At 68.8% G+C, this 24,654-nt stretch carries 23 protein-coding genes and 3 pseudogenes; 7 read left to right on the forward strand and 19 right to left on the reverse strand.

Going from position 1 to position 24,654, the window contains the following annotated elements:
* Window positions 1-113: 113 nt before the first annotated feature.
* The 3 genes and pseudogenes from OG252_RS52495 to OG252_RS46230 all read left to right on the forward strand — a co-directional run.
* A pseudogene (locus tag OG252_RS52495) lies at window positions 114-771 on the forward strand (XdhC family protein); the annotation flags it as partial.
* 376 nt (window positions 772-1,147) lie between these two features.
* The gene (locus OG252_RS46225) at window positions 1,148-1,828 is read left to right on the forward strand and encodes a flavodoxin (protein WP_329343954.1); all 681 of its coding nucleotides are present in this window, start codon (window positions 1,148-1,150) and stop codon (window positions 1,826-1,828) included.
* Window positions 1,828-3,099: a ferric reductase gene (locus OG252_RS46230; protein ID WP_329343956.1), complete on the forward strand. Its 1,272-nt coding sequence runs from the start codon at window positions 1,828-1,830 to the stop codon at window positions 3,097-3,099. Before OG252_RS46225 ends, OG252_RS46230 begins: the two co-directional genes overlap by 1 nt.
* 17 nt (window positions 3,100-3,116) lie before the next feature.
* Here OG252_RS46230 and OG252_RS46235 read toward each other — a convergent pair whose 3' ends face one another.
* The 9 genes from OG252_RS46235 to OG252_RS46275 form a co-directional block, all read right to left on the reverse strand.
* Window positions 3,117-3,269, reverse strand: a complete 153-nt coding sequence (locus OG252_RS46235) for a hypothetical protein (protein ID WP_329343958.1) — start codon at window positions 3,267-3,269, stop codon at window positions 3,117-3,119.
* 239 nt (window positions 3,270-3,508) lie between these two features.
* On the reverse strand, window positions 3,509-4,267 hold the full coding sequence (locus OG252_RS46240; RefSeq protein WP_329343960.1) for an SDR family NAD(P)-dependent oxidoreductase: 759 nt from the start codon (window positions 4,265-4,267) through the stop codon (window positions 3,509-3,511).
* 265 nt (window positions 4,268-4,532) lie between these two features.
* Complete coding sequence (locus tag OG252_RS46245) at window positions 4,533-5,231, reverse strand: SDR family oxidoreductase (protein ID WP_329343962.1); 699 nt, start codon at window positions 5,229-5,231, stop codon at window positions 4,533-4,535.
* Window positions 5,232-5,463: 232 nt separating this feature from the next.
* A complete protein-coding gene (locus OG252_RS46250) occupies window positions 5,464-6,159 on the reverse strand; it encodes an MFS transporter (RefSeq protein ID WP_329343963.1) in 696 nt (231 codons plus the stop codon).
* 163 nt (window positions 6,160-6,322) lie between these two features.
* Complete coding sequence (locus OG252_RS46255) at window positions 6,323-7,453, reverse strand: alpha/beta hydrolase (RefSeq protein ID WP_329343965.1); 1,131 nt, start codon at window positions 7,451-7,453, stop codon at window positions 6,323-6,325.
* A gap of 660 nt (window positions 7,454-8,113) precedes the next feature.
* Window positions 8,114-8,491: a quinone oxidoreductase family protein gene (locus OG252_RS46260; protein WP_329343967.1), complete on the reverse strand. Its 378-nt coding sequence runs from the start codon at window positions 8,489-8,491 to the stop codon at window positions 8,114-8,116.
* 523 nt (window positions 8,492-9,014) lie between these two features.
* A complete protein-coding gene (locus OG252_RS46265) occupies window positions 9,015-10,013 on the reverse strand; it encodes an SMP-30/gluconolactonase/LRE family protein (protein WP_329343969.1) in 999 nt (332 codons plus the stop codon).
* A 148-nt stretch (window positions 10,014-10,161) separates the two neighbouring features.
* On the reverse strand, window positions 10,162-11,388 hold the full coding sequence (locus OG252_RS46270) for an MFS transporter (protein ID WP_329343971.1): 1,227 nt from the start codon (window positions 11,386-11,388) through the stop codon (window positions 10,162-10,164).
* Window positions 11,389-11,509: 121 nt separating this feature from the next.
* Window positions 11,510-12,196, reverse strand: a complete 687-nt coding sequence (locus tag OG252_RS46275) for an SDR family NAD(P)-dependent oxidoreductase (RefSeq protein ID WP_329343973.1) — start codon at window positions 12,194-12,196, stop codon at window positions 11,510-11,512.
* Window positions 12,197-12,351: 155 nt separating this feature from the next.
* On the opposite strand from OG252_RS46275, the gene OG252_RS46280 reads away from it, so the two are divergent.
* Window positions 12,352-13,089 (forward strand): IclR family transcriptional regulator, encoded by a 738-nt coding sequence (locus OG252_RS46280; RefSeq protein ID WP_329343975.1) that lies wholly within the window; start codon window positions 12,352-12,354, stop codon window positions 13,087-13,089.
* An 82-nt stretch (window positions 13,090-13,171) separates the two neighbouring features.
* On the opposite strand, the pseudogene OG252_RS52500 reads toward OG252_RS46280, so the two are convergent.
* Window positions 13,172-13,292: pseudogene (locus OG252_RS52500) on the reverse strand (IS630 family transposase); the annotation flags it as partial.
* A gap of 1,042 nt (window positions 13,293-14,334) precedes the next feature.
* On the opposite strand from OG252_RS52500, the pseudogene OG252_RS46285 reads away from it, so the two are divergent.
* Window positions 14,335-14,797: pseudogene (locus tag OG252_RS46285) on the forward strand (FUSC family protein); the annotation flags it as partial.
* A 58-nt stretch (window positions 14,798-14,855) separates the two neighbouring features.
* On the opposite strand, the gene OG252_RS46290 reads toward OG252_RS46285, so the two are convergent.
* The 5 genes from OG252_RS46290 to OG252_RS46310 form a co-directional block, all read right to left on the reverse strand.
* A complete protein-coding gene (locus OG252_RS46290) occupies window positions 14,856-15,953 on the reverse strand; it encodes a HoxN/HupN/NixA family nickel/cobalt transporter (RefSeq protein ID WP_329343977.1) in 1,098 nt (365 codons plus the stop codon).
* Between the two features lie 148 nt (window positions 15,954-16,101).
* Window positions 16,102-16,419 carry a nitrile hydratase accessory protein gene (locus OG252_RS46295; protein WP_329343979.1) on the reverse strand — a complete coding sequence of 106 codons (318 nt, stop codon included), beginning with the start codon at window positions 16,417-16,419 and terminating at the stop codon, window positions 16,102-16,104.
* 32 nt (window positions 16,420-16,451) lie between these two features.
* Entirely contained in the window at window positions 16,452-17,075 is a 624-nt protein-coding gene (gene nthA / locus OG252_RS46300; protein WP_329343981.1) for a nitrile hydratase subunit alpha, read from the reverse strand.
* The gene (nthB, locus tag OG252_RS46305) at window positions 17,072-17,824 is read right to left on the reverse strand and encodes a nitrile hydratase subunit beta (protein WP_329343983.1); all 753 of its coding nucleotides are present in this window, start codon (window positions 17,822-17,824) and stop codon (window positions 17,072-17,074) included. The genes nthA and nthB overlap by 4 nt, the downstream gene beginning before the upstream one ends.
* Entirely contained in the window at window positions 17,821-18,339 is a 519-nt protein-coding gene (locus tag OG252_RS46310; RefSeq protein WP_329343985.1) for a DUF1097 domain-containing protein, read from the reverse strand. Before OG252_RS46310 ends, nthB begins: the two co-directional genes overlap by 4 nt.
* A gap of 644 nt (window positions 18,340-18,983) precedes the next feature.
* On the opposite strand from OG252_RS46310, the gene OG252_RS46315 reads away from it, so the two are divergent.
* On the forward strand, window positions 18,984-20,051 hold the full coding sequence (locus OG252_RS46315) for a GlxA family transcriptional regulator (RefSeq protein ID WP_329343987.1): 1,068 nt from the start codon (window positions 18,984-18,986) through the stop codon (window positions 20,049-20,051).
* A 348-nt stretch (window positions 20,052-20,399) separates the two neighbouring features.
* On the opposite strand, the gene OG252_RS46320 is transcribed toward OG252_RS46315, so the two are convergent.
* The 4 genes from OG252_RS46320 to OG252_RS46335 all read right to left on the reverse strand — a co-directional run bounded on the left by OG252_RS46320 (window position 20,400) and on the right by OG252_RS46335 (window position 22,903).
* Complete coding sequence (locus OG252_RS46320) at window positions 20,400-20,783, reverse strand: nuclear transport factor 2 family protein (RefSeq protein ID WP_329343989.1); 384 nt, start codon at window positions 20,781-20,783, stop codon at window positions 20,400-20,402.
* 79 nt (window positions 20,784-20,862) lie between these two features.
* Window positions 20,863-21,792, reverse strand: a complete 930-nt coding sequence (locus tag OG252_RS46325) for a helix-turn-helix domain-containing protein (RefSeq protein ID WP_329343992.1) — start codon at window positions 21,790-21,792, stop codon at window positions 20,863-20,865.
* A 32-nt stretch (window positions 21,793-21,824) separates the two neighbouring features.
* Window positions 21,825-21,989 carry a hypothetical protein gene (locus tag OG252_RS46330; protein ID WP_329343994.1) on the reverse strand — a complete coding sequence of 55 codons (165 nt, stop codon included), beginning with the start codon at window positions 21,987-21,989 and terminating at the stop codon, window positions 21,825-21,827.
* Window positions 21,986-22,903, reverse strand: coding sequence for a helix-turn-helix transcriptional regulator (locus tag OG252_RS46335; RefSeq protein WP_266445381.1), 918 nt, complete (start codon window positions 22,901-22,903; stop codon window positions 21,986-21,988). The genes OG252_RS46330 and OG252_RS46335 overlap by 4 nt, the downstream gene beginning before the upstream one ends.
* A 232-nt stretch (window positions 22,904-23,135) precedes the next feature.
* Between OG252_RS46335 and OG252_RS46340 the strand changes: the two genes are divergently transcribed.
* Window positions 23,136-24,644, forward strand: a complete 1,509-nt coding sequence (locus OG252_RS46340; protein WP_329343997.1) for an MFS transporter — start codon at window positions 23,136-23,138, stop codon at window positions 24,642-24,644.
* Window positions 24,645-24,654 lie beyond the last annotated feature (10 nt).

Genomic DNA, 24,654 nt, shown 5'->3' on the forward strand with positions numbered 1-24,654 from the left:
CGTCCGGCTGTCGGACCTCCTCGGGGGGCTGCCGTCGCGTACCCGCCTCGTCGGGGGCGGCGGCAGCCCGCCTGTCGCTCTGATCCCCTCGACCCACACGAAGAAAGCCACCCATGCTGAACATCGCGGAGACGCTGAACCGTTGGTTCCGCGAAGCTCGTCCCTCCACTCTGGCCACCCTCGTCAACGTTCGGGGCAGCGCACCCCTGCCCACGGGTACGTCGGACGCGGTGGACGCGGAGGGCAACGCGGTCGGCAGCATCTCCAGCGGCTGCGTCGAGGGCGCCGTGTACGAACTGTGCCGACAGGTGCTGCGCGTCGGGGGCGCCCCGCAGCGGTCCTGGTTCGGGTACTCCGACGATGACGCCTTCGCTGTCGGGCTGACCTGCGGCGGCGAGCTCGACGTGTTCGTCCAGCGCGTCGATCGGTCCGACGGACCCCACCTCGCGGCAGCTCTGGGCGAGGTAGTGGACGGTCGGCCCGCGGCCGTGGCCCAGGTCATCGACGGCCCGGACGACGTCCTCGGCTCCACCTTGAGCATCCTCGCCGACGGCAGCATGACCTACGGCACCCTGGGCGACAGATCGGCGGACCGGCTGGTGGCGGAGGAGGGCCGGGTGCTGCTGCGGGCGGGCCGCAGCGCCCGCGTCATGGTCGGTGGCAGCGGGGGCGGATGCCCCGAACCGCTGACCGTCCACGTCCACGTCGCGCCCGCGCCTGCTGGTCTTCGGCGCGGTCGACTTCGCCATCGCGCTCAGCCAGCGCTGTCGGCGCGCGGCCGAGAACGCCTGAACTATCACCCGTCAAGACCGCACCCAGAGTGCCGATCAAAACGGACGCTCGGGCACGCGGGTGAGATGACGGCCGACCACCGGCGCCCCCACCGCGTCCACCGGGCCGGGCCCTGGACATGGCAACGAACCGTCCCGGCCGCCTCGGTGGCCGACCCGAAACCGCAAAGGAGCAACCCGATGCGCGCTGCAGTACTGCACGCCCCCGGCGACGTACGTATGGAAGAGATCACCGCCCCGACCGATGCCATCATCCGGCTCTGCGGCTCGAACCTCTGGCCCTACCGCGGCGGCGAGGCCATCGACGGCCCCACCTCATGGGACGCAGTACGTCGGTGTCGCCGAGGGGGTCGGCCATGAATCCGCACGGCGTCAGCCGCCGCAAACTGCTGGGCCTGATCAGCGCAGGCTCCGCTGCCGCAGCGGGGCTCCTGGCCGTGAACTGGCAGAACGCGTCCGGCCCCGGCTGGCCGGGCATCTCCCCGGTCAACGCCGGGGGCACACCACCAAGGCGGGGCGACAAGACCCTGGTCGTCTTCTATTCCAAGACCGGCAGGAACTTCCCCGACCTCAACCTCGAAGTCGGCAACACCGCCCAGGTCGCCGGATTCATCCACGACCGGGTCGGCGGGGACAGATACGAGGTTGTCCCGGCTGAGCCGTACCCGGCCGACTACGACGAGACCGACAGGATGGCGCAACGGGAGGCGAGTGAGCGCCTCTACCGTCCCATCAAGCCCGGCACACCCGACACCGACCAATACGGCACAGTCTTCCTCGGCTTCCCGGTCTGGTGGGGCGAACAGCCGATGGCGATGCAGACCTTCATGCGGGATCACGATCTGAACGGTGCCAGGATCGTGCCCTTCGTCACCCACGAAGGCTCGCAGTTCGGCAACTCACTTGAAATCCTCGGGCGCTACTACCCCCAGGCAGACGTCCTGGACGGCTACGCCCGGCAGGGCCAGCAGGTCTACCGCGATCCTGACGGCACCCGGACCCAGGTCAACTCCTGGCTGGAAGGACTGGGGTTCTGATGGCCAGGACGCTACTGCTGTGGGGCCTTGCCGCGGTGTTTCCGCTGCCCCTCGTGCTCACGCTGAACGCCCAGCTCACGGACGTGACGAGCATGCGGCTCTACATATCCCTGGGGCTGGTCGCGTACTGCTGGTGGCTGCTGGCGATCCTGCTCAGTGTGCGCCCGTCCTGGCTGGACCGGGCAGTAGGGCTGCGGCACATCTACGCGCTGCACGGTGTGCTCGGCATCCTCGCCCTCATCCCGGCATATCTGCACCGCGAAAATACCTTCGCCCCGAGCACCTGGGCCAGGGACCTCGGTGACTGGGCGTTCTGGGCGGCGTTCGCGGTGTTGTGCTATTCGCTCCTGTTCATGAGCGGATGGCTGACCGACAGGTCGCCTCTCCTGCTGAAGGTGAAGAGCCGGCTCGAACTCGTCTTCCGGCACCAGCTCTCGGTCTGGATACATCGGCTCAACCTGGCCGCCGTCCTCCTGATCTGGCTGCACGTCCACCTGATCGACCGGGTGGCTCAGCACTTCGCGTTCATGGTCCTCTTCGACCTTCACACGGTGGTGGTGCTCGGTATCTACGTCTGGAAGAAGTGGATCGCACCAGACAGCTACCTCACGGGAAGAGTGCAGGACAACGTCGCACTGAACCGGGCGACCCGCAGGCTGGCGGTCACACTCGACCGTACGTCGACGACGTCACGGCCCGGCGACTTCTACTTCCTCCGGTTCGAGGACCCGGGCATCGGCCGGGAATGGCATCCCTTCTCCGCGACCGACGATCGTCACGACACCCTGACGTTCACGATCCGGCAGACCGGCGACTACACCCGCAAGGCCGGCGGCGTCGTGCCCGGAACACCAGTACGCCTGGAAGGGCCGTTCGGACAATTCGACCAGAGTATCCGGGAACACCCTGTCGGTGCACCGCTCGTGCTCGTGGGCATGGGCGCAGGTGTCGCACCGCTGCTAGGTCTGATCTCAGCCCATCGCGGGGATCGGCGCATCCACCTGCTCTGGTCGGTCCGCCGTCCCGAGGACGCCTACTACGGCACCCTTCTGAAGGAGTACGAAAACCTCAGCGGCGGTCGCCTCACCGTAACTGTCCGGACCGGGCGGTTCACCCGAGACGATCTGGCCCATGCCCTGTCCGAGGAGGAGGTCGCGCGTGGGGCGTTCTTCGTCGTCGGGCCCAACCCGGCCGTGCTGGCCACCCAACGCACGCTGCGCCGCATCGGGGTATCAAGAGGCCGCACCCACCACGAGCGACTCACGATGTAGTTCCGGCTCATGCCAACTCAGCGGCCACCATGGATAGTTCGCTGGTTGACGCCGATGATCCGGTCCCCCGTCTCGTCGCTGGTCGCCAGCACGTCGGCGGCGAGGCCGATGCCCGCGACGTTGGCAAGCACTGCCGGAAGGCCGACCGCCAGCGCGATCTGCCGGGCCACGTCGCCCAGAGAGCGGGCGTTCCTCAGATCGGCGCGGAAGACGGTGGCCTCGGCTCCGGTGTCGGACGGCCGTGTGGTGGTGTCGGCCAGGCCGGGTTCGTCGACGTCGATGAGGACCAGAGGCCGCTGTTGGCGTCGGCGGCACCGCGGTGCGGCCGCTCTGGTCGGGATGCGGCTCGCGTTCAGCCTGTCGTGGCGGAGTTTTGCCAGGGCAGGGGGCCGCAGACACCTACGAGTCGTCAGGCCGAGGATCCGCTGTCGATGACCAGGTCGGCGCCTACTACCGCGCCGGCCACAGGCGAGGCGAGGTAGAGCACCGCGGCCGCCACTTCTTCGGCCTCCGCGACCCGGCCGAGCGGGTTGCCTTTCTTAACCCGCTCGGCACGGTCGGCCTCGGTCTCGCCGGGCAGCAGCGACATGGGAGCGGCGGAGGCGCCGGGGCTGACCGCGTTGATGCGGATGCCCTGGTGGATGTGGTCGAGAGCGGCGGCGCGGGTCAGCGCGGAGACCGCTGCCTTGGAGGTGATGTACGCGGCGCCGTTCGGGATCCGCAGGTGGGCGCCCAGGATCGAGGAGATGTTGACGATGGCGCCGCCGCCGTTCTCCTTCATGTGGGCGATCTCGTGCTTCATGGCCAGCCAGACGCCGGTGACATTGGTCCGCAGCACCGCCTCCCAGTCCTCCTCGCTCACCTCGCCGACGGGTACGGTGCCGCGGAGTATCCCGGCGTTGTTGACCGCGATGTCCAGTCCACCGAAGCGGGTGACGCTTTCGCGTACGAGGTTCTGGAGCTGGCCGGAGTCGGTGACATCGGCGGTGACGGCGGCGGCCGTGCCGTGCGCGGCCTCGATGAGACCGACCGTCTCCTCCAGGGACGCCGCGGTGCGTCCCGCGGCGACCACGGATGCGCCCTCGGCGGCGAAGGCGAGCGCGATCGCGCGGCCGAGGCCGGAGCCTGCGCCGGTGACGAGGACGGTCTTGCCGGTGAAGCGGTTCATTTCGGTGACTCCCTTATGTGATGGACTACTTGGTGCGGTGTCTCATTGGTGCGGTGTTTCAGGAGAGGGGCCGCGATGGCGAGGGTTGCCAGGGGGCGAGGCGTCGCTGGGGAGCGTGGGCAGGACAGCGAAGCGGACGATGGGGAAATTTTGTAGCGGTGTCACCACGCCACCCGCGAGCCCGGCCTGCTTTGAGCGCACGCCCTCGGTCTGTGCCGTTGGTTCTGGTGCTCAGTGGACTGGGTGGATACCCGGCCGCTGGTTTTCAGGGAAGCTGGGGGTAGAGCGTCGAGACGCCCCCCGACAGTGCGGCCTGTGCCTGGTGGGCGGCGTCGTCCGCGAGGATCTCGTAGGCGCCGGCGGCGATGCCGTCGATGGCGATGCGGGCGATGTCGGCGGGGTCGGACTTGGGCGCGTCGACGGCCCGGGCCATGTCGGTGTCCATGTAGCCGACGTGCAGGCCGGCGACGCGGATGTGCTGGTCGGCGAGTTGGAGGCGCAGGGTGTTGGTGAGTGACCACTGAGCGGACTTGGCGGCGCAGTAGGCGCCGGCCTCCGGGAAGCTGAACCAGGACAGGCCGGAGAGGATGTTCAGGATCGCGCCGCCGCCGCCCGCTGCGATCTGGGGTGCGAAGGCCCGGACCACCGAGAGGGTGCCGAAGTAGTGGGTGTCCATCTCCAGGTGGATGTCGTTCAGGCCGGCGGCCAGTAGATCGGCCCCGGTGGAGGACCCTGCGTTGTTGATCAGGACGGTCACGTCGCCGGTGGCCTTGGCTGCGGCCGCGACGGAGGCGGGGTCGGTGATGTCGATCGCGATCGGCTTGGCGCCGGGCAGGTCGACTTGGTCGGGGTTGCGGGCGCCGGCGTAGACCGTGGCGCCGCGGCTGAGCAACTCGGTGGCGAGGGCCCGGCCCAGGCCCCGGTTGGCTCCGGTGACGAGGGCGGTGCTGGTGGAGAGGTCCATGAAAAGCTCCTCGCGATGTGGGAAGGGCGCTGTGGCGGCGCACCGGCTGCGCCTGCTGATGGGCTCCCTCGAGCAATTAAATTACGATCATAATGGCATAGACTCGGCGACCGCAAGACGAAGGAGGCGGCCCGCGCCCTCGTCGTGTCGGGCTTCGAGGTGATCGGAACCGCTCGTAACACCGCGCGAGTCACCGCGCTCCCGTGACGCGCAATGTCGGCTGCGGTTCGTGTCAGAGCACCAGTGCGGAGGCGAGCGCGGGGCCGATCGCGCCGCCGAGGAGGTAGAGCAGGGTGAACAGCCCGATCGCTGTCGGCTTGTCCTGTTCGGGCACGGAGGCTGTGGCCGCGATGACCTGGGTGGCGTTGGCCGAGGTCGCGGCGAACAGCGCCAGGAAGATCCCGGCCAGCAGGAGAACTGGCACGCTCGCGAGGACCGCGGCGAGTACGGCAACGATCCCGGCTGCGACGAGGACGATCCGTACGTTCGTGCGGGAGAACCGGGCGGCGATGGAGGTGAATCCGAGGGTGGTGAGCGAGGCCAGGACCATCGCGATGAGCTGTCCGGTGGCGGCGGCGTCTTTGGTCCAGTGGGCGCGGGTGATGAGCAGCTGGGGTATGACGAACAGCAGGGTGAAGTACCCCGCGGAGAGAGCGAGTGTCAGGCAGGTGGCGGTCTGGAACCTCGCCGACCGGATCGTGGCGACCGGCACATAACCGTCAGGGCGGCGGCGCGTATGGATGATGAGCAGGGTGATCGATATCGCCGTCGCTGCCAGGGCCGGCAGCGGGTTCGAGGCGACCATCACGATACTTCCGGAGAGCACCCACTGTGCGGACTTGGCGGCGCAGTAGGCGCCGGCCTCCGGGAAGCTGACCCATGACAGGCCGGACAGGATGTTCAGGATCGCGCCACCGCTGCCCACCACGATCTGGGGTCGAAGGCCCGGACCACCGAGGGGGATCCCGCGACCGCTTCCACCCGGGCCGGTCGATGGGCGGGCCCTGTATCCGTTTCCGAGGGGCCGCTTCCGCCGTGGGGGCTCATCCGACAGGCCGGTGGTGGTACCGGCCTGTCGGGGGCGCTTTCGGTCAGGCGAGGTTCTTGGTGAAGAACTCGTCGAACCTGTCGAAGGGGATGAGGTCTTTGCGGTCGTACAGGTCGACGTGGTCCGCGCCTGGGACGATTACGAGGTCGATGGTGTCGGGCGCCTTGGCCTGGATGTCCTCGGAGTAGTAACGGGAGTGCGCGTCGGCGCCTGCCACCAGGAGGGCCTTGCGGGGTGCCAGCATGTCGATGTTCGTCGCCAGCTGGAAAGCGAAGAATGACATCGGCGTGGTGCCGGTGAATGCGGTGGTGGAGTTGATCGAGCGCGGGTGGTAGCCGCGGTCGGTCCGGTAGTAGTCGAAGAAGATCGCCGTGATCGGGTCGGCGTCTGCCGGGAGGGTCTCGGGAAGGACGCGGTTTGTGGGGGCGACGTTGCCGTTGTCGTCGAAGGGGACCTCGTGTGAGAGTCGCGCGTAGGTGCCGTTCTTGGCGTCGATCCAGCGCTGCCGGCTGAGGTGGTCCACGACCTTCTGGCGCTGCTCACGTGTGTAGTAGTCCTTGTGGCCGCGGGACATGCTGCGCGACATGTCGTACATCGAGGCGGTGGCGACCGCCTTGATACGGCTGTCTGCAGCCGCCGCGGTGAGCGCCATAGCGCTCAAGCCGCAGACGGCCTGCGCGCCGATCCGCTTGCGGTCGACGATCTTCTGCAGGCCGAGGAAGTCGACGGCGGCGCTGTAGTCCTCGGTGTAGATGTCCGGCGAGGCCACGTCGCGCACCGTGCCGCCGCTCTCCCCGGAGAAGGAGGGGTCGAAGGCCAGGGCGACGTAGCCGCGACGGGCGAACTCGTTGGCGTAGAGCCCCGAGGACTGTTCCTTGACCGCGCCGATCGGGCCGCTGACCACCAGGGCGGGCAGCTTGCCCCTGGCGTTCTTCGGCACGTAGAGGTCCGCAGCGACCTCGATGCCGTAGCGGTTCTTGAACCGCACGGAGGACCGCTTGACGTTCTTGTCCAGCGCGAAGGTGTAGCCGCCTTTCTCCGTGGCCTCGCCCTGTCCTGTAGCGCCCGCGGCGCGGCTCGTCTCCGCACCGAAGGAGGGCACAGCCGCGACGGAGGCGGCGGCGGTGGCGGCGCCGGTAGCGGCGATCAGTCCGAGCGCTTTGCGACGTTCCATGGAGGCGACCTCATACTCGATCGATGGAGGAAAGGGCGCGACGGTTGGTGATCTCGTGACCGAGGCGCGATTTCAGGAAACCGCTTCTGCGCTCGGCGTGGCAGGTCGCATTTATAGGGGGTACAAGCTCGACCCCCCACCCCGCGGGCTATGTGTCGTAGCGTGGAAGGCGCAGCACACCGACGCCTCGGCCAGGCCGCCGCCATGTCCGAGGGCGGCCCAGTTGGTGCAGGCGCCTCGGGCGGACGGCGTCCTTACTGGAGGAGTACCGAACCGGGCGCGGACGAGCGCTGAGCGACAATGAACCGCGACCGCTTCCACGAGGCCCAGTGGCGACGATGCATCGCCGCAAAATCTTGCCACGGCCTGGTCTGCGCCATCTGCCACGGTGGCCGGGACGATATCCGCCGGCGTACCGCGAGGTCTGGGAGGACCAGTTTGCCGCCCTCGGCCTGGTCCTCAACACCGGCCTTATGGAACAACTCCCGCTACCTGGGCGCCGAGCTCCACTCGGAGGCCCAAACCACATCAGGGCCGGGGACGTCGTCCTCCCTGCTCAACGACCGGCACATCAGTTTCAGGCCAGCTGCCTGCTCAACATCAAAGAGAGGGAATGCGCCCGCTGCTGTCCAGCGCGGTTGGTGGGTGTGCTGGGGGACTCTACGGGGGCGCCGCGGTCTCCAGACTGAGCCCGGCGGGTACCGGGGCGAAGAGCTCTTGCGGTGCGCTGACGAATTCCGCGTAGGTTCCGTGGAGCCGGGTCATCTGCTTGACCACGCCCATCACCCGGTCGCCCACCCGGAACCGGGAAACCTCTGAACCGACGGCGTCGACGGTTCCCGCGACATCCCAGCCGAGCACGGCGGGGAAGGTGAGAGCGAGTCCGGGGATGCCTCGTCGAGTCCACATGTCGACCGGGTTGACCGCGGCGAAGGCCGTCTTCACCCGGATGTCGTGCGGCCCGGTCTGCGGGAGCTCCACATCGGCGTAGGTGAGTTCGTCCGCCGGTCCGGTGCGGACGATGACTGCTGCTTTCATGCTGAGTTCCTTTCGGGGATCACCGTGAGTTCAGGGCGCTGATTTCGGGCTGTGCAGCGAGCAGAACACCAGTGCGGAGGCCGACGCGGGGCCGATCGCGGCGCCGAGGGGGCAGAGGGGGGGGTGAACACTGCTCGGGCACAGAGGCTTGGCCCCGATGACCTGGGTGGCGTTGGAGGAGGGCTCGGCGAGTACCGCAAGGGTCCGGGCTGCTCCGCGGACGATCCGCCGGAGATCCGGGCGGTCATGGACGTAGATCCGAGGGTCGCGAGCGAGGCCAGGACTGATACCGAGTTGGCGGAGCCGTGGTGGGCGGTGCCGAGGGACTCCGTCTCGCATCGGCTGATGCTGGGCTTGCCCATCTGCAGCGCGATCTCCCGCACGCGGTTCCCGGTCTGCTGTCGGCGTCGACCGCTCCACCGTCATCCGCGCCGCGGGAAAGTTCGACCGGGTGACCGACAGCGGCGGCCGCCGCCGTGCGGCATTCTGCTGCGCGGCGGCGGCCTCATGCGTAGTGGTCGGGTCAGGACTTGGTGACGACCACTTCGTAGGTGGGTGAGGCGGGCGGGTCCTGCGGCGTGGGGCGGGTGTCGAAGTGGGCGTTCACCGCGGCGAGCAGGTGGCCGAAGCGCGCCGCCGTCGCCGGGACGCCGTAGGCCGGGCTGGTGATCTCCTTCCCGAGGGTGCCGCTGCGCAGGTCGCCACTGAGCTTGAAGCGGGAGATCTTGTTGTCGAAGCCCTGCACCACCCACAGATCTCGGCCGTGGAGCACGAGACCGTCGGCGTTGGGTGCCTTGACGCCCTTGATCACCGTGGAGGCACCGGTGTCCGGGTTGATGGTGTAGATCCGCTGGTTCGCGAAGTGACCGACGATCAGCGTCTTGCCATCGGGCGTGGCCTCGATCCCGTTGAGGTTGTACTCGCCGCTCAGCTCGGCGGCCGGGCCGGTGACGTCGAGGGTGCGGACCTGTCCCAGGGTGCCCTGCTTGCTGACGGGCACGAAGTGGAGTTTTGCCTGCGCGGAGTCGGTGAACCAGGCGCCGCCCGCGGTGAGGACCACGTCGTTGATGAGGCTGGTGGTGCCGGGGGTGGCGAGTTGGAGGGTGGCTACCTCCGCACCGGTGGAGGTGCTGTACACGTACGCTTGGCCGCTCTTGTCACCGGCGACGAAGAGCAGACCGTGGCGCGTGTCGACCTTCATCCCCACGGCCGCCCGGCCGGCGGGGGCGTCGATGAAGCGTTCCGCGGTGCCGGTGCGGATGTCGCCGCGGTAGATGTCGCCGGCGTAGAGGTCACCCGCGTAGAAGGTCGTGCCCTTGCCCGCCGCGATGCCCTCGGCGGAGGTGGCGCCGGGCAGCGTGATGACCTTGTCCTGCACGGCCACGTGGTGGGCGGTGGGGGTGGCGGCGACAGCGGTGGTCGCCGTGTGGGAACCGGCGACGAGCAGTCCCGCCGCGAGAAACGTGACGGGTACGCCCTTCAGGACACGGGCGGACGAACGCTTCCAGAGGATTGTGCGCATGGCGTCTTCCTGTTGTGTGAGTTCGGGTGAGTCCTGGCCCCACCTGTCAGGTGGGGCGCGGATGCGCCCCTGCGGGTTGGCATCGGGTGTGTGTGCCGGCGCCGTGTCGGACGGGCCCGTGACGCGCAATGTCGGCTGCCGTTTGCGTTCAGAGCACCAGTGCGGAGGCGAGCGCGGGGCCGATCGCGCCGCCGAGGAGGTAGAGCAGGGTGAACAGTCCGATCGCTGTCGGCTTGTCCTGTTCGGGCACGGCGGCTGTGGCCGCGATGACCTGGGTGGCGTTGGCCGAGGTCGCGGCGAACAGCGCCAGGAAGATCCCGGCCAGCAGGAGAACCGGCGCACTCGCGAGGACCGCGGCGAGTACGGCAACGGTCCCGGCTGCGACGAGGACGATCCGTACGTTCGTGCGGGAGAACCGGGCGGCGATGGAGGTGAATCCGAGGGTGGTGAGCGAGGCCAGGACCATCGCGATGAGCTGTCCGGTGGCGGCGGCGTCTTTGGTCCAGTGGGCGCGGGTGATGAGCAGCTGGGGTATGACGAACAGCAGGGTGAAGTACCCCGCGGAGAGAGCGAGTGTCAGGCAGGTGGCGGTCTGGAACCGCGTGGACCGGATTGTCGTCATCGGCACATAACCGTCGGGGCGGCGGCGCGTATGGATGATGAGCAGGGTGATCGAGATCGCCGTCGCTGCCAGGGCCGGCAGCGGGTTCGAGGCGACCATCACGACGCTTCCGGAGAGCACCGCGACCAGCAGCGCGCCCCACGCGTCGAAACGGTCTGTGCCGGCTGCGCCTGGTGCGGCGCGGCGGCTGACGGCGGGTACGGCGATCAGCGTGATCGCCAGCATGGAGAGCGCGACGCGCCACGACAGGACGTCGGTGAGCTGGGTGCCGATCAGCGGACTGACCGCACCGAACAGCCCCATCCCGGCGCTGATGGCACCGATCCTGCGGGCGCTGCCGGCCAGGGCGATGGCGAGCACGTTCAGGCCGGCTCCGCCGGCGGCCTGGGTGGCCCGTCCGGCCACGGCCAGGGGCAGCCAGGGCGAGAACAGGACGAAGAGCGTGCCGGCGGCGACGAGCGCGGCGCTCGTGAAGAGCACCGTGTGCCTGCCGCGATGCCTCATGAGCGCGGCTTGCAGCGGTGTCGCAACCGCCAGGACGAGCGCGAACACGGTGGCCAGCCAGGAAGCGGTCGCGGCGGTCGTGTCCAGCGCGGTGCCGATGTCGTCGAGGATGAGCACCGTCGCGTTGTTCGCGGCGGCCACCGGCGACGCCATGAGCACGAGCCACAACACCGGCACCAGTGGCCGGGAGAGCTCCCGCGCGGGGCTCTGGCTGGACGTGTGTGAATGTGCGGGTGAGTTGTCCGTCATGGTCTCCGCGCCTTCGGGGTGCGGGCGGGGGCTTCTCCGGTCGCCGACCGCCGGCGCCCCGCCCTTGAAAGGGCGGCAGGGCCAGGACCGCATTCTCGGTGCTGACCCTGCGCATCGGGTGTTACCAGGGCAGGATCTGCTCGTCCTGGTAAAAGGCGCCGGTGCCCGCCTCGGCGGGCAGGTTGACGACGTGCTTGATGCTGGCCGCGCCCTCCGCGAGGGGACGGCCGCCCTCACCACCGAGATCACTCGCCGTCCAGCCCGGGCTCGCGGCGTGAACGGTGATCCCGTCCTCGGCGAGCTCCGCGGCCAGCGAACGGGTCAGCGCGTTCAGAGCCGCCTTGGACGCGCCGTAAGCAGGAGTGCTCGCCCCCATGCGCGCCAGCGACGCGGCCTCGCTGGACACGTTGACGATGCGGGCACCCTGCGCCTTGCGCAGCAGCGGCAGCATGGTCTGGGTGACACGCCACGTGCTGAAGAGGTTGATCTCCAGTGCTTCCTGCACCATGCCGAGGTCGGCGGTGGATGCCTGCTGGGCGTAGTCGAAGATGCCACCGACGTTGTTGACCAGCACGTCAAGACGGCCGTGCTCGGCCTCGACCTTCTGCGCCGCGGTCTTGATGCTCGCCGGGTCCGAGGCGTCGAGCTGGACCGGGTGGGTGTCGCCGCCGATCTCTGCGGCTGCCTCAACTGCGGCATCGCCGTTGCGGGCGCTGAGCAGCACGGTGTCGCCGTCCGCGGCGAACTGGGCGGCGAGCTCGCGGCCGATGCCGCGGTTCGAGCCGGTGATGAGGATGACGCGTGCCATAACTGTGTCTCTTCCTTGCGGGGGGATGGGTGGGGGCCGGCCGATACGGCCGCTGATGCGGCGTCCACTACGGACGCGCCCTCGGTCACCACCTTGGTTCCGCGAGAGCACAATGTCAAACAATCAGGCCACAGGATCTGCTAGAGTTCAACATTATGGAATCTGAGACGGCATCCGGCCGCGTGCTCCAGTCCGTGCAGCGGGCCTTCGACCTGCTGGAACGCATCGCGACGCATCCCGAAGGCGCGCGATTGAGCGAACTCGCCGACGGCGCCGGCCTCAACCGCAGCACCGCACACAATCTGCTCGCCTCCCTCGAAGGGCTCGGCTACATCACCCAGGACAAGAAGGGCGCCGCCTACCGGCTGACCGGCAAGCTCAACCGCCTGCTGCGCCTGGACGCCGAGGCAGAACACGCCCTGCGCGCCCGCATCCGGCCCGTGCTCAAGAACGTGAGCCAGGCATCGGGCGAGTCCACCTTCCTCGCGTTCGCCACCGGCACCGACTACCTGTGCGTGGACGCCGTGCAATCGGACCAGCCCCTGCACCTCGCCGTCCGGCCCGGCGAGCGAAAGCCACTGATCGGCGAGGCGCTCGGCCACGCCCTGCTCGCAGCCGACGCCGACCTCGCCCACCTGGTCCGCGCCGACGACCCGGGCAGGTGGGAACGCCACGCACAGGAAATTGCCGACGCCAAGCATCACGGCTTCGCCCTCGACCTGGACAGCCAGCAGGCAGGCATCTCGTGCGTCGCCGTCGCGGTCACCCCACGCGCCGCGATCGCCGTCGCCGGGCCCACCAGCCGCCTCCCGGAATCACGCCTCATCACAATCGGCCAGAAGATCCGCGAGGCACTGGACAAAGTGCGACCGGCCAACCAGGAATGGCTGTGACCCTGAACCACTCGAAAGCGGAAAGCCAGCGCATGTGAAAGCGCGCCGGCCTCACGGCCTAATCAGCCCGGTGGTCTGGGCGCAGGCTCTTCGTCAGGTGCGCCCAGACCACCCCCGGCCGGATTGAGGTCGGGGGTGTAGGTCGGGAAGCGGAAGACCGTCAGCCAGGGCCGTTTGCCGAACAGCTCGCGCATAGCGGCGTCGAGGCGGTAATCCGGGTTCTCTCCGGCACACTGGCGAACGTGCTGCAACTCAACCCCTGCTCTGCCGCATTGAACGGAAGGCATCGCCGAACGCGGTTACGCGCAGGCCTTCTGTCGCCCTCGGTGGGCGCGCATAGGTATCCCATGTTTCGGTGAAGCGGGCGTGCCGTGAGAGCGCCTGAACGGTCTTCGGATCATGCTGGCCTGGTCCGCCGGATTTGCTGATCGGGCCCCGCGCAGGAGGTGCGCACGAACCCGTAGAAGCGCTCACTCCGCGCGGTGTCGACGCGCCCTGTGCGTAGGAGGCGCCCTGCTGTGGCACCTACCAGTCGTGAGGGGCCATCTCCCCCCGCCGCTGTGCCGCATTGTGCCTGCTCGACGTGGTGTCAACATGGTGGAGCTTATGCCAGGGAGGCAACACAAGACGCTGGTTTCGGAAAGCCATACGCACTATTGATTACGGAAGGCGAGAGGGCGAGCCGGCTCAGGCATGGCGTCTGCCGGTCCGGCGGCGGCTGGCGTTGAGGGAACTCGACGCGTAGAGGGGCTTGAGCCCCGCCGCACCCCCTGCGCTGCCGCTGCTCATGCTGAGCCTCGCCACACGAGGTCGGATAGAGGCACGCACACCCCGCGTGGAAACGCGAACACGCAACGCAGGAAATGCTTTGCCCCTCTCACCGGGACCCTGTGAGGCACGAGCAGACGCCTGCAGCTACGTGTGAAGCTCCTCCGCTCTTGGCAAGTTGGCCCCGTGCTCCTGGCGAAACACCCTGTGACCTGCGCTGTACCAAAGTGCCAACTATCTCTCTGATTCCGCGCCTCAAGGTGCTGGAGCTAATTGGCATCAGCGCAGGTCCCGAACGTGGCCTAGTGCCAACTACCGATCCTGGTCACACCTGTTGTGACGAGGATTGGGAAGTGACGGCGCATCACTTCGATGCACCTAGCTCGGGCAGGGCGTTCCGACTGGGCTCACACCGTGAGTTGGCCGCGCTCGTCATCGGGTCGGCGCTGTGGCTGGTGTTCCATTGCGTACGCCGCACTCGGCGCCTACTCCGCGGGGATGGCGTGGGCGCTCGAATCCGACCACTGGGATCGTCGCAGCGACGACGGTCGGCAGCATGCTGGTGGCCATCACCCTGCACGAGCGTCGGGCGAGCCCTGGAGCACGCCGGGGTCATCGCGCCAGGAGGCGTGGCGTAGGCCGTGCTGATCCTGCTGTTCCCGATCCCCCGTTGGGGGACGCATCGTGACGCGCTCGCCGACGCCCTGGGCCGCCGTGGCGGACTACGCCCGCCGGCTGCGGCACGACCCGACCGCCCCCTTCGACCCGGAGCCTATGACGGCCCGGGACGCGGCCGCTGTGACGCCGTCACAGGCCCGCACCCGTCCACCCTGTCCTGTACGGTCCCCGGGGACTCGCCGAGCGCATTCGGCCGGTCGTCGCCGCGCTCGCCGACCCGGACGTCGGCGCCCCGGCGGAGGGACCCGGGCGGGACCGCGCGGGCTTCGGGGCGGGGGAGCGGAAGCGGTGTGCCGCACACATGACGCTGCCCCGGACAGTCAGGACCGGTGGGGTATCTCTTCGGCGGCATCTCGCCGGTTGCCGTACTTCTCGGCGAGTCCGCGGTAGTGCCAGATGGCGGCGGCGATGAGCCAGGAGACCGTGAAGATGGCGACCACGATGTAGCCCAGCAGTTCGAAGTGGTCGGCGAGGGAGGCGTAGGTGCTGAGGAGCCCCCTGGCTCCGGTGGCGTCGGTGACGAATCCCGCGATGTAGACGCTTGCGATGAACGCGGCCACGGCCACGGTCATGCCGGTGGTGGCGATGTTGTAGTAGAGCCTGCGGGCGGGGCTGCGGTAGGCCCACGTGTACAGGCGGGTCATCAGCATGCTGTCGGCGGTGTCGAAGGCGCTCATTCCCGCGGCGAAGAGCAACGGGAGGGAGAGCACTGCGAGGGTGGGCAGGCCGGACCCGTGGGTGGCGGCGCTGGCCGACAAGGAGAGCAGGGTGATCTCGCTGGCGGTTTCCAGGCCGAGGCCGAAGAGGATGCCGACCGGGTACATGTGCCATGACGAACGGATCAGCCCGCGGGCGCGGTGGCCGAGGATTCGGTTCATCAGGCCTCGGTTGAGCAGCTGCTGCTCGAGCTCGTTCGGGTCGAGCCGGCCCTGCGTCATACGCCGCCACAGGGCAACGATGCCGGTCAGCACCATGAGGTTGAGCACGGCGACGAGCAGCAGGAACAGCATGGCGACGATCTGCGAGACCAGGCCGCCGACATGACGGAAGGTGCCGATGCCCGAGCCGGCGGCGCCCGCGGCGAGCGCGACGACGAGGGCGAGGGCGAGGACCACGGTGGAGTGGCCCATGGCGAAGAAGAAGCCCACGCCGACGGGTCTGCGTCCGCGTTGCATCATCAGTCTGGTGGTGTCGTCGATGGCGGCGATGTGGTCGGCGTCGAAGGCGTGCCGCATGCCGAGTGTGTAGGCGAGGGTTCCGGCGCCGGCGAAGGCCCCGGCGCCGGCCGGGCCGCGGGCGTAGAAGAGGTACAGGCTCCATCCGATGACGTGCAGGGCGGCGATGACGCCGACGATGCCCGTGATGCGCAGCCGTTCGGCGCGGCTCCATCGGCCGGCGGTGATGGTCGTTGTGGTCACACACACATCCTTGGCAGGGGGCACCGCGCGGTGCCGTCGTCGGCAGTGAGAGGGGGCGGGCCGCACCCGCTGGTCGTGAGCGATTCACGGGTGCGGCCCTGGCGGACGGTACGGAGCGGACGTCCTGGTGTGCGGGCGTGGGAACGGGTTACGCCCTGAGCAGGGCACGCATCTCGTCCTCGGCGACCAGATCGTGATCGACCAGTACATGTTCGAGCGCCGCGAGCCAGTGCTCGTAGTACTGCCAGCTGCCCTGCTCGGTCGCCGAGGCGGCCTCCCAGGTGCCGATGGCCTCGATGAGCCGCTGCTGGAACGCGTCCCACGGGTAGTGGCCGAACTCAGACAGGGCGACGGCGACGCCGAACGCCCGGCGCTGCCAGTCGGCGTCGAAGGTGGGCGCGTTCATGTCGGTGACGCAGGCTTCGTGCAAGGGCGAGGTGGGCGCGGTGGTGGCGGTGGCCTCCATGGGATTTCCCTTCTCTGGTGTCCGGGTGCGGCTCAGGCGGCGGGTGAAGGAACCTCGGCGATGCCGATCATCGATTCGGTGGTGACCAGGGCGGCGAGTTCCTCCTCGCTCATGCCGTCGGTTCCGGCGGGCCGCTGCGGAATGACGAACCAGCGGGAGTGGCCGCTGCTGTCCCACACCCGGAGTTCGACGGAGGGATCCAGGTCCAGGCCGGTCTCCTTGAGCACCACACGGGGTTCCCGGGCGGCGCGTGCGCGGAAGGTCGGGTCCTTGTACCAGTACGGCGGGAGGCCGAGCACGGGCCAGGGGAAACAGGAACACAGGGTGCAGATGACCAGGTTGTGCACGCCGGGGGCGTTGGCCACTGCTTGCAGGTGTTCGCCTTCGGCACCGTCCATGCCGACGGGGAGGTCGAGTTCCGCGACGGCGGCCGGCGTGTCCTTGACGAGTCGTTCCGCGAACTCAGCGTCGGTCCAGGCACGGGCGACGATCTTGGCTCCGTTGAGCGGCGTCATGTCGGCCTCGAAGTAGCCGAGTACCTTGTCGACGGTGGCGTCGGTGATCACCCCCTTCTCGATGAGCAGGGCTTCCAACGCCCTTACGCGGGCGGCGCTCTGGGCTTCGCGGTCCTCGGGGTAGCCGAACTGCACGGTCACTGCTGTTCCTCCGTCGCATGGGTGAGGTAGGTCTGGTAGAGCTCGCCGTAGAGCACGGCACCGGGTTCGGCGAGTTCTCCCCAGATGTCGGTCGGTTCGAAGCGGACGGCGTAGACGGGCATCGGCTCACCGATGCCGTCGGGGCCGGTGGAGCAGAAGTAGCCGTAGTCGCCTTCGAAGACGCGCTCCACGGTGCCGGTGCGGCCGCGCAGATTGCCCGGCAGTCGGGTGTGTTCGGTGGGCGGCACGTCCTTGACGGTCACCCGGTCACCGACGGCGAAAGCCGGGGACTCGGCCGGCCCCTGGCGAGGGGAGTCGCCCTCACGCAGGTAGCGCATGACCTGGTCGTCGATGCGTTCGTCCCCACCCTCGGGCAGGTCGAGTCCCGGAGCCTGGAGATACTCCGCGGCCTTCGCCTCCAGCTCCTCCGCGGTGATGTAGCCCTGGGAGACGAAGAACCCGCCGATGCCGCCGAGCCACTTCTCGTAGTAGCGGTACTGGAAGTAGGCGAAGGGGTGCATCGCCTCGGCGCCCTTGCGCAGGTCCGCCCAGGTCCAGACGGAGGAGAAGGCGGTGGGCACGTCCTCGATCGGGTACTGGGGCACGGCATCACCGAGGTGGGCGCTGAGGCCCATCATCGCCACGTGGATGCCGAAGATGCGCTGCTCCCAGTCCTCGACGAAGACACGGGGTTCGTAGGTGACGGGGCCGAGGTTCTCCAGGCCCCCCAGGTGGTGCTGCAGCTTCATGACTGTCCTTCCGGGGTCGGCTCAGCGGCCGGACGTGCGGTCATCGCGGCTCCCCAGTACTCCGAGGCGATGCCGAACGCCGCGCCCAGGACCATGGCCAGGGCCGCGACGAGCGCCGGGTTGCTGATGGATGTGCTGGTGATGTCGTGGCCGGTGGCGGCCACGGTGCCGACCGTGGAGGCGAATCCCCACACGATGGCCGGGAGTTTCGAGAGCAGGGAAATCTTCGACGCCTGCACCATGGCGGCGCTGCCGACACCCACGGTGACGGCTGCGATGGTCGTGCCACCGCCCAGCGCGTGGATGACCAGCAGTGTCAGCGACGCGATGACGATGCCGGTCACGTTCGAGGCAATCGACCTCACCAAGCCGTCGGTGCCGGCTCCGAGGATGAAGAAGGAGGCCCAGGCGATGAAGATGACCCAGACCGGAATGGTCAGGACTGTCGCGGTCATCAGCGTGGCGACTCCTCCGAGTACGCCGATACTGATTGACAAAGCATCTAGCTGGCGCATGGCTAAAACACTCCTCTGACGCCGAGTTCTGACGGCCCGGCGGAATTTGTGCCCGAACATGGGCAGGCGACAATTGACCCCGCTGAGGGGCGGAAGAGAATGAGAAAGGCCTGGCGTGAAAGCGTCGCGCAAGGCGCGACTGTCGGCGCCGAATGCGGCGTTTCGTCCTTCGATTCGACGTGGATATCCGTGCTTCTTCAGCTCCTGCTGCCGCATACGCCCTGGCAGGGAGCCTATTGACCGCAAGTACCTTCGGTGCCGATTGTGTCGGCTATGGCGCGGTGAGACATCAATAGGTTCCGGCTACCGCGTTTCATGCAAGTTAACGATGGCTGAATAAATGATGTCCGGAATTGACGGTAGCGGTTTTGTGGTGTCAACGCAGAAAAAGCCGCCCAGGCCTGTCGATGAGGCCACGGGAGGCTGCAAGGTCAATATGGGCACTGGACTAAACAGGTCTTCGTGCGGTTAATATTTCTTAGCCGGTATCTCCGGGAACTCGGACCCCGGATACCCGGCCGGGTGATCTGCTCGGCTCCCACGTTCCCGCCTGGCGGGGCAGGAGCCAAGGGCTGCAACGGACACGCGAGCCACGCTTTCGGACACGAGGGCAAGCCTCGCGGCCCCCTGGAGGAGGTCGGAGTATGAACCGGACGGTCGTGGCCACGGATCGCGGCACCGAACGGACGATGGTGTTCGTCCTGTACGACAAGGTCACGCTGCAGGACGTGGCGGCGCCGCTGGAGATCTTCGCCCGGGCCAACGACTTCGGGGCCAGCTACCGGGTGCTGCTGATCTCGCCCACGGGGCAACCGGTCGGGACGACCGCGTTCACCCGGCTGAGCGCGGACATTCCAGTGACCGACGCGCCCGACTCCATCGACACCCTCCTGGTGCCGGGAGGTGTGCCCGCCGACTTCACCTTCACCTCGGGCACGCACGACATACCGGAGGAGCTGACCCCGGACACGGTCCCCGAGGCACTGGCGATGGTCCAGGAGCTGGCGCCCCGGGCATCGCGGATCGCCTCCGTCTGCACCGGGGCGTTCGTGCTGGCAGCCCTCGGGATGCTGGACGGACGCCGAGCGACGACCCACTGGGCGCACTGCGCGCGGCTCGCCCGGGAGTACCCGCGCATCGAGGTGGATCCGGACGCCCTCTTCGTCCAGGACGGCCCCTTCGTCACCGGTGCCGGCATCAGCGCGGGCACCGACATGGCCCTGGCCATCGTCGAGAACGACTACGGCACCGACGTGGCCCGCAGGGTCGCCCGGTGGATGGTCGTCTTCCTGCAACGTCCGGGCGGCCAGGCCCAGTTCAGCGTCTGGGCCGAGGCGGGCGCTCCCACCACGCGGGGCCTGCGCCAGGTCCTGGACTCAGTGGTCCTCGAACCGGCCGCGGACCACTCGACTGCCGCCATGGCCGCCCGCGCCGCGGTGAGCGAACGCCACCTGGCGCGGATGTTCCGTGACGAGGTGCGCACGACGCCGGCCCGCTACGTGGAACAGACCCGGCTGGAGGCGGCCAAGCTTCTCCTGGTGACCGGCGACGAGAGCCAGGAGTCCGTCGCACGGCGTGCCGGCTTCGGTTCCCCGGAGACGATGAGACGGATCTTCCGCCGCAACCTCGGAGTCTCGCCGGGCGGCTACCGCAGCCGGTTCCGTACCACCGGCGTCGACCGCCAGGAGCCGGAGTCCGACCAGGACGACTGATCCGATGATGTCCTCACCCCGCGCGCTCCAGCGACGGAGTCAACCGCAGGCGAACAGCCCCGTCGGCCAACGGGAGACGACCCACACCCGGTGCGACCCACTCCGTGCCGGACCCGTTGTGCCTGGCTGCCGCCGCCGAACCTGCTGGCCAGTTCCCCGGCTCAGCCCCCTCACCCTGGCGTCCGCCGCGAAAATCGCCTCACTCCTCGGCATGGTCCGGGGGTACGAGCAGATCAAGGTCCAGAACGTACACCGCTGTCACGAGGAACTCACCCGGCTGCGCGAGAGCGGGGCACCGGACCGGTGAGCCAAGGGCCTGGTGCCTCCGGTTTCCGGCGACGCCATGGCTCACCAGGTCGTGGCGGCTGCGCGGATCACGGACCACGTGTCCGCTTCGCGGACGTAGTCCATGGTCATGTGCAGCCGCCAGTTCGCGCGGGTGCCGTACACCGTTGCATCGGTGACGAAGCGGCCGGAGACGCGGGCTGTGCTGCCCTCGACCTCGACAGCCACGCTCTTCTCCTCGATCCGGTGGTAGAGGAACTGGCCGGCACGCATCTGTGACAGCCACTCGTTCTTGGGCTGCACGTAGCCGGTGATGTGGGTGAGGGTGCAGCCGTCGGCGAGCAGGTTGTCCAGGGCATCGGTGTCGCCGTCGAGCATTGCTTGCAGGTAGGCGCGGAAGGCCGCGGTGACGTCGTTGCGGGCGCTCTGGGCGGGGGACGGTTGCACGGTGACTCCTGTTGTTCGGCAAGTCGGTCTGGATCCGTCGGGACGTCGGCCGGATTTCGTGGCTTCGTGTCTCCTGCTGTCAGGAGGCTGACTCGGTGCGTAGGGCCGACAGACCCGTCAGCAGCCACAGGGCTTTCCGGGACGTCGAGCCGGGTTCGGCGTGATAGACGACGAGGGTCTGGTCTGTGTCGCCGTGTAACCCCATGGCTTCGAAGGAGAAGGTGAGTTCGCCCACCACCGGGTGCCGTAGTCGCTGGACGCCGTGGCCACTGCGGCGCACGTCGTGCCGGGCCCACAGTCGTCGGAAGTCGTGGCTCTTCTCCGTCAACTCGCCGATCAAAGCGGCGAGTTCCTTGTCCTCTGGGCGTGTGCCCACGTCCACGCGCAGGACGCTGACGATGTCCAGCATCTTGGCTTCGAGGTCGGCGAAACGGTCGCGTGCCGCAGGGGAGAGGAAGACCAGCCGGGCCAGGTTGCGCTCCCGGGGCGGGAGCCGGGACCAGTCACCGAACACGGTGGCGGCGAGCCTGTTCCAGCCCAGGATGTCCAGGCGCCGCCCGCAGACGTACGCGGGGGCCCCGTCGAACGCGTCCAGCAGTAGCTGGATCCCTGGCCGCAGCCTCTGCCTCTGGGGCAGGGCGTGGTGGTTCCCATGAAGTTCAGGCCGGGCCAGGCGGAACAGATGGGCGTGCTCGTCTCCACTCAGGCGCAGGGCGCGAGCGACGGCGTCCAGCACCTCGGCTGACATCGTGGCCCCGTGGCCCTGTTCCAGGCGGGTGTAGTACGCGAAGGACACGCCTGCCAGCCGCGCGAGCTCCTCGCGGCGCAGGCCCGGCACCCGGCGTCGCCCGGATGACGGCAACCCCACGTCCTCGGGTCTGAGCCGGGCTCGCCGGGATCGGAGGAATTCCCGCAGTTCGGCGCGCCGGTCCAGTCCGTGCTCCGAACTGTTCCCTACCGGTGGACGCGACGGCGGTTGCGTGCTTCTGGGCGTGACGTGAGAAGGCATGAGGGTCCGTGTGGGGGCCGGGTTCCGGGGTGTCAGAAGTGCGTGAGCATGCGCGTGACGTACGGCTTTTCCAGGGAGCCGATCGCGTCATCGACGAGGACGATGTCGACGGCTGTGGCAGCGTCGACGACGGCTTCGTCGCTGTCGAAGCACAGCGGCCGGCCCCAGGGGTGCACGTGGGCGGCTCCCTCCGTCACGCGTTCTCGATGGTTTGGCTGTCGGGCGAGAGTCTCGGGGCGTGCTTGGACTCGGTGGCTGCCAGGTCGAGCAGGGTCAGCGCGTCGTGTTCGGGTGTGCCGGCCTCGGCGTAGTACACGACCATGCACTGGTCCGGAGTGCCCTGCAGTTGCATGGTCTGGTAGCCCAGGGTCAGGTCGCCGACCTCGGGATGGTGGAAGGTCTTGCGCCCGTAGGAGTGGCCCTTGACGTCGTAGCGCTCCCACATGCGGGCGAACTCGGGACTCTTGAGCAGGAGTTCGCCGACCAGTTGCGTGAGGTCGGGTGCGTCCGGCTCCATGCCGGCCAGGGCGCGCAGTCCGTTGACGCAGGTGCGGACCTGGTTGTGCCAGTCGTCGAACAGGCCTCGGGCGTCGGGGTGCAGGAAGACGTAGCGGGCGATGTTGCGCTGCTTGGCCGGCCAGTCGTCCATGCCGGGGAGCAACCGCAGCCCGCCCGGGTTGTACGCCAGCACGTCGCCGGTGCGGCTGAACACGTGCGCGGGGTAGGGGCGCAGGCTCTCCAGCAGAAGCTTGACCCCGGGCCGCACGGTGCGGTTGGGCGCCGATGGCGGCTCGGGTGCCGACCGGGCGGCGAGGGCCGCGAGAGCGCGCAGGTGATCGCGTTCGCCCTCTTCCAGCTTGAGCGCGCGTGCGAGGGAGTCGATCACGGACGGGCTGGGCCGGGTCTCCGTGCCGCGCTCCAGGCGTGCGTAGTAGTCGATGCTGATGCCGGCGAGGGTGGCCAGCTCCTCCCGGCGCAGTCCGGGAGTACGGCGACGCCCGCCGCCGGCCGGCAGGCCGACCTCTTCGGGCGTCAGCCGGGCACGGCAGGCACGCAGGAAGCGCCCCAGCTCCGTACCTCGGGTGTCGCCGCTGTGCTGCTCACGATCCATGTGTTCAAAGTGTGGGGATGCCACGACCTGGGCGGAAGGCGCGTGGGGTGCCCTGCCACAGCACCGAACGCGGCTCCAGGGCACGGCCCGCCCTGCCACATCTCGCCGCCGGCCCGCACGCTGGACGCGTGTGGAAGAGGGCCTTGCCCGCGCGGCCGACAGTGTGGTCCCCGCTCTGAGGTGTCCGGCGCTTCCCTTCGCTCCATCCGTCACAGAAACCGAGCCATTCATCATGCCTGCAAGTCACACTTCCGCCGGTGCGCCGGCAGTCGATCCCCGGCGCTGGAAGGCGCTGACGGTCATCGCGATCGCCCAGCTGATGGTCGTGCTGGACGCGACGGTCGTGAACATCGCGCTGCCGCACGCCCAGGCGGATCTGAACATCTCCGACGGCAACCGGCAGTGGGTGATCACCGCCTACAGCCTCGCCTTCGGTGGTCTGCTGCTGTTGGGCGGACGCATCGGTGACCTGTGGGGCCGCAAGCGGGCCTTTGTCGTCGGGCTGGTCGGCTTCGCCCTGGCCTCCGCGCTCGGCGGCGCCGCCGTCAACCTCGGCATGCTCCTCGCCTCGCGCGCCCTCCAGGGCGTGTTCGGCGCCCTGCTCGCCCCCGCCGCGCTGTCCCTGCTCACCGTGGCGTTCACCGAGGCCAAGGAGCGCGCCAAGGCGTTCGGCATCTTCGGCGCCATCGCCGCGGCAGGCGGTGCGGTCGGCCTGCTCCTGGGCGGTGTGCTCACCGAGTACATCAACTGGCGCTGGTGCATGTACGTCAACATCGTCTTCGCCGTCGTGGCCGCGGCCGGTGCCACCGTCTACATCAGCGATCGCGGGGACCAGCGCAACCGCGACCGGCTCGACGTCGTGGGCACCCTGCTGGCCACCGTCGGACTCGTCGCCCTGGTCTACGGCTTCGCCCGGGCGGAGCAGGACGGCTGGGGCTCCGGCCTCACCATCGGCATGTTCGTCGCCGCGGTCGTGCTGCTCGCCGCGTTCGCCCTGGTCGAGACCCGGGTCAAGGCACCCCTCCTGCCGCTTCGCGTGATCACGGACCGCAACCGTGGCGGCGCCTACCTCTCCATCGGTCTGGCCATGATCGGCATGTTCGGCCAGTTCCTGTTCCTGACCTACTTCCTGCAGCTGAACAAGGGCTACTCGCCCGTCCTGTGCGGCATCGCCTTCCTGCCCCTGGTCGTCTGCCTGGTCATCGGGTCCACCCAGATCGGCACTCGCCTGGTCAACCGTGTCCCGGCCCGCTTCCTGATGGGGCCCGGCTTCCTGCTGGCCGCCATCGGCATGGCGCTCCTGACACAGCTCGAGGTGGACAGCTCCTTCGCCACCCACGTCCTGCCCTCCGAGATCCTGCTCGGCCTGGGCATGGGTACGGCCTCGATGCCCGGCATGAGTCTGGCCACCTCCCGCGTCCGGCCGCAGGACGCGGGTGTCGCCTCCGCGATGGTCAACGTCTCGCAGCAGGTCGGCGGCTCGATCGGTACCGCGCTGCTGAACACGGTCGCCGCCAGCGCCACCAGCAGCTGGATCGCCGCACGCGCGTTTTCCGGTTCCGTCCCCGAGACGGCCGCCCAGCAGGCCGCCGTCCACGGCTACGCCGTGGCCTTCGGCTGGGGCACCGCCATCATGGCGCTGGCCGCGCTGATCGCCTTCGTCCTCGTCAACGGCGGCGGCCGCAGCAAAGCCGACGGCGAGGCCGCACAGCAGGTCGGGATCCCGGTCGTCGCCCACTGACGGTCGGCCA

The organism is Streptomyces sp. NBC_01352, from assembly GCF_036237295.1.
Lineage (GTDB): Bacteria > Actinomycetota > Actinomycetes > Streptomycetales > Streptomycetaceae > Streptomyces > Streptomyces plumbiresistens.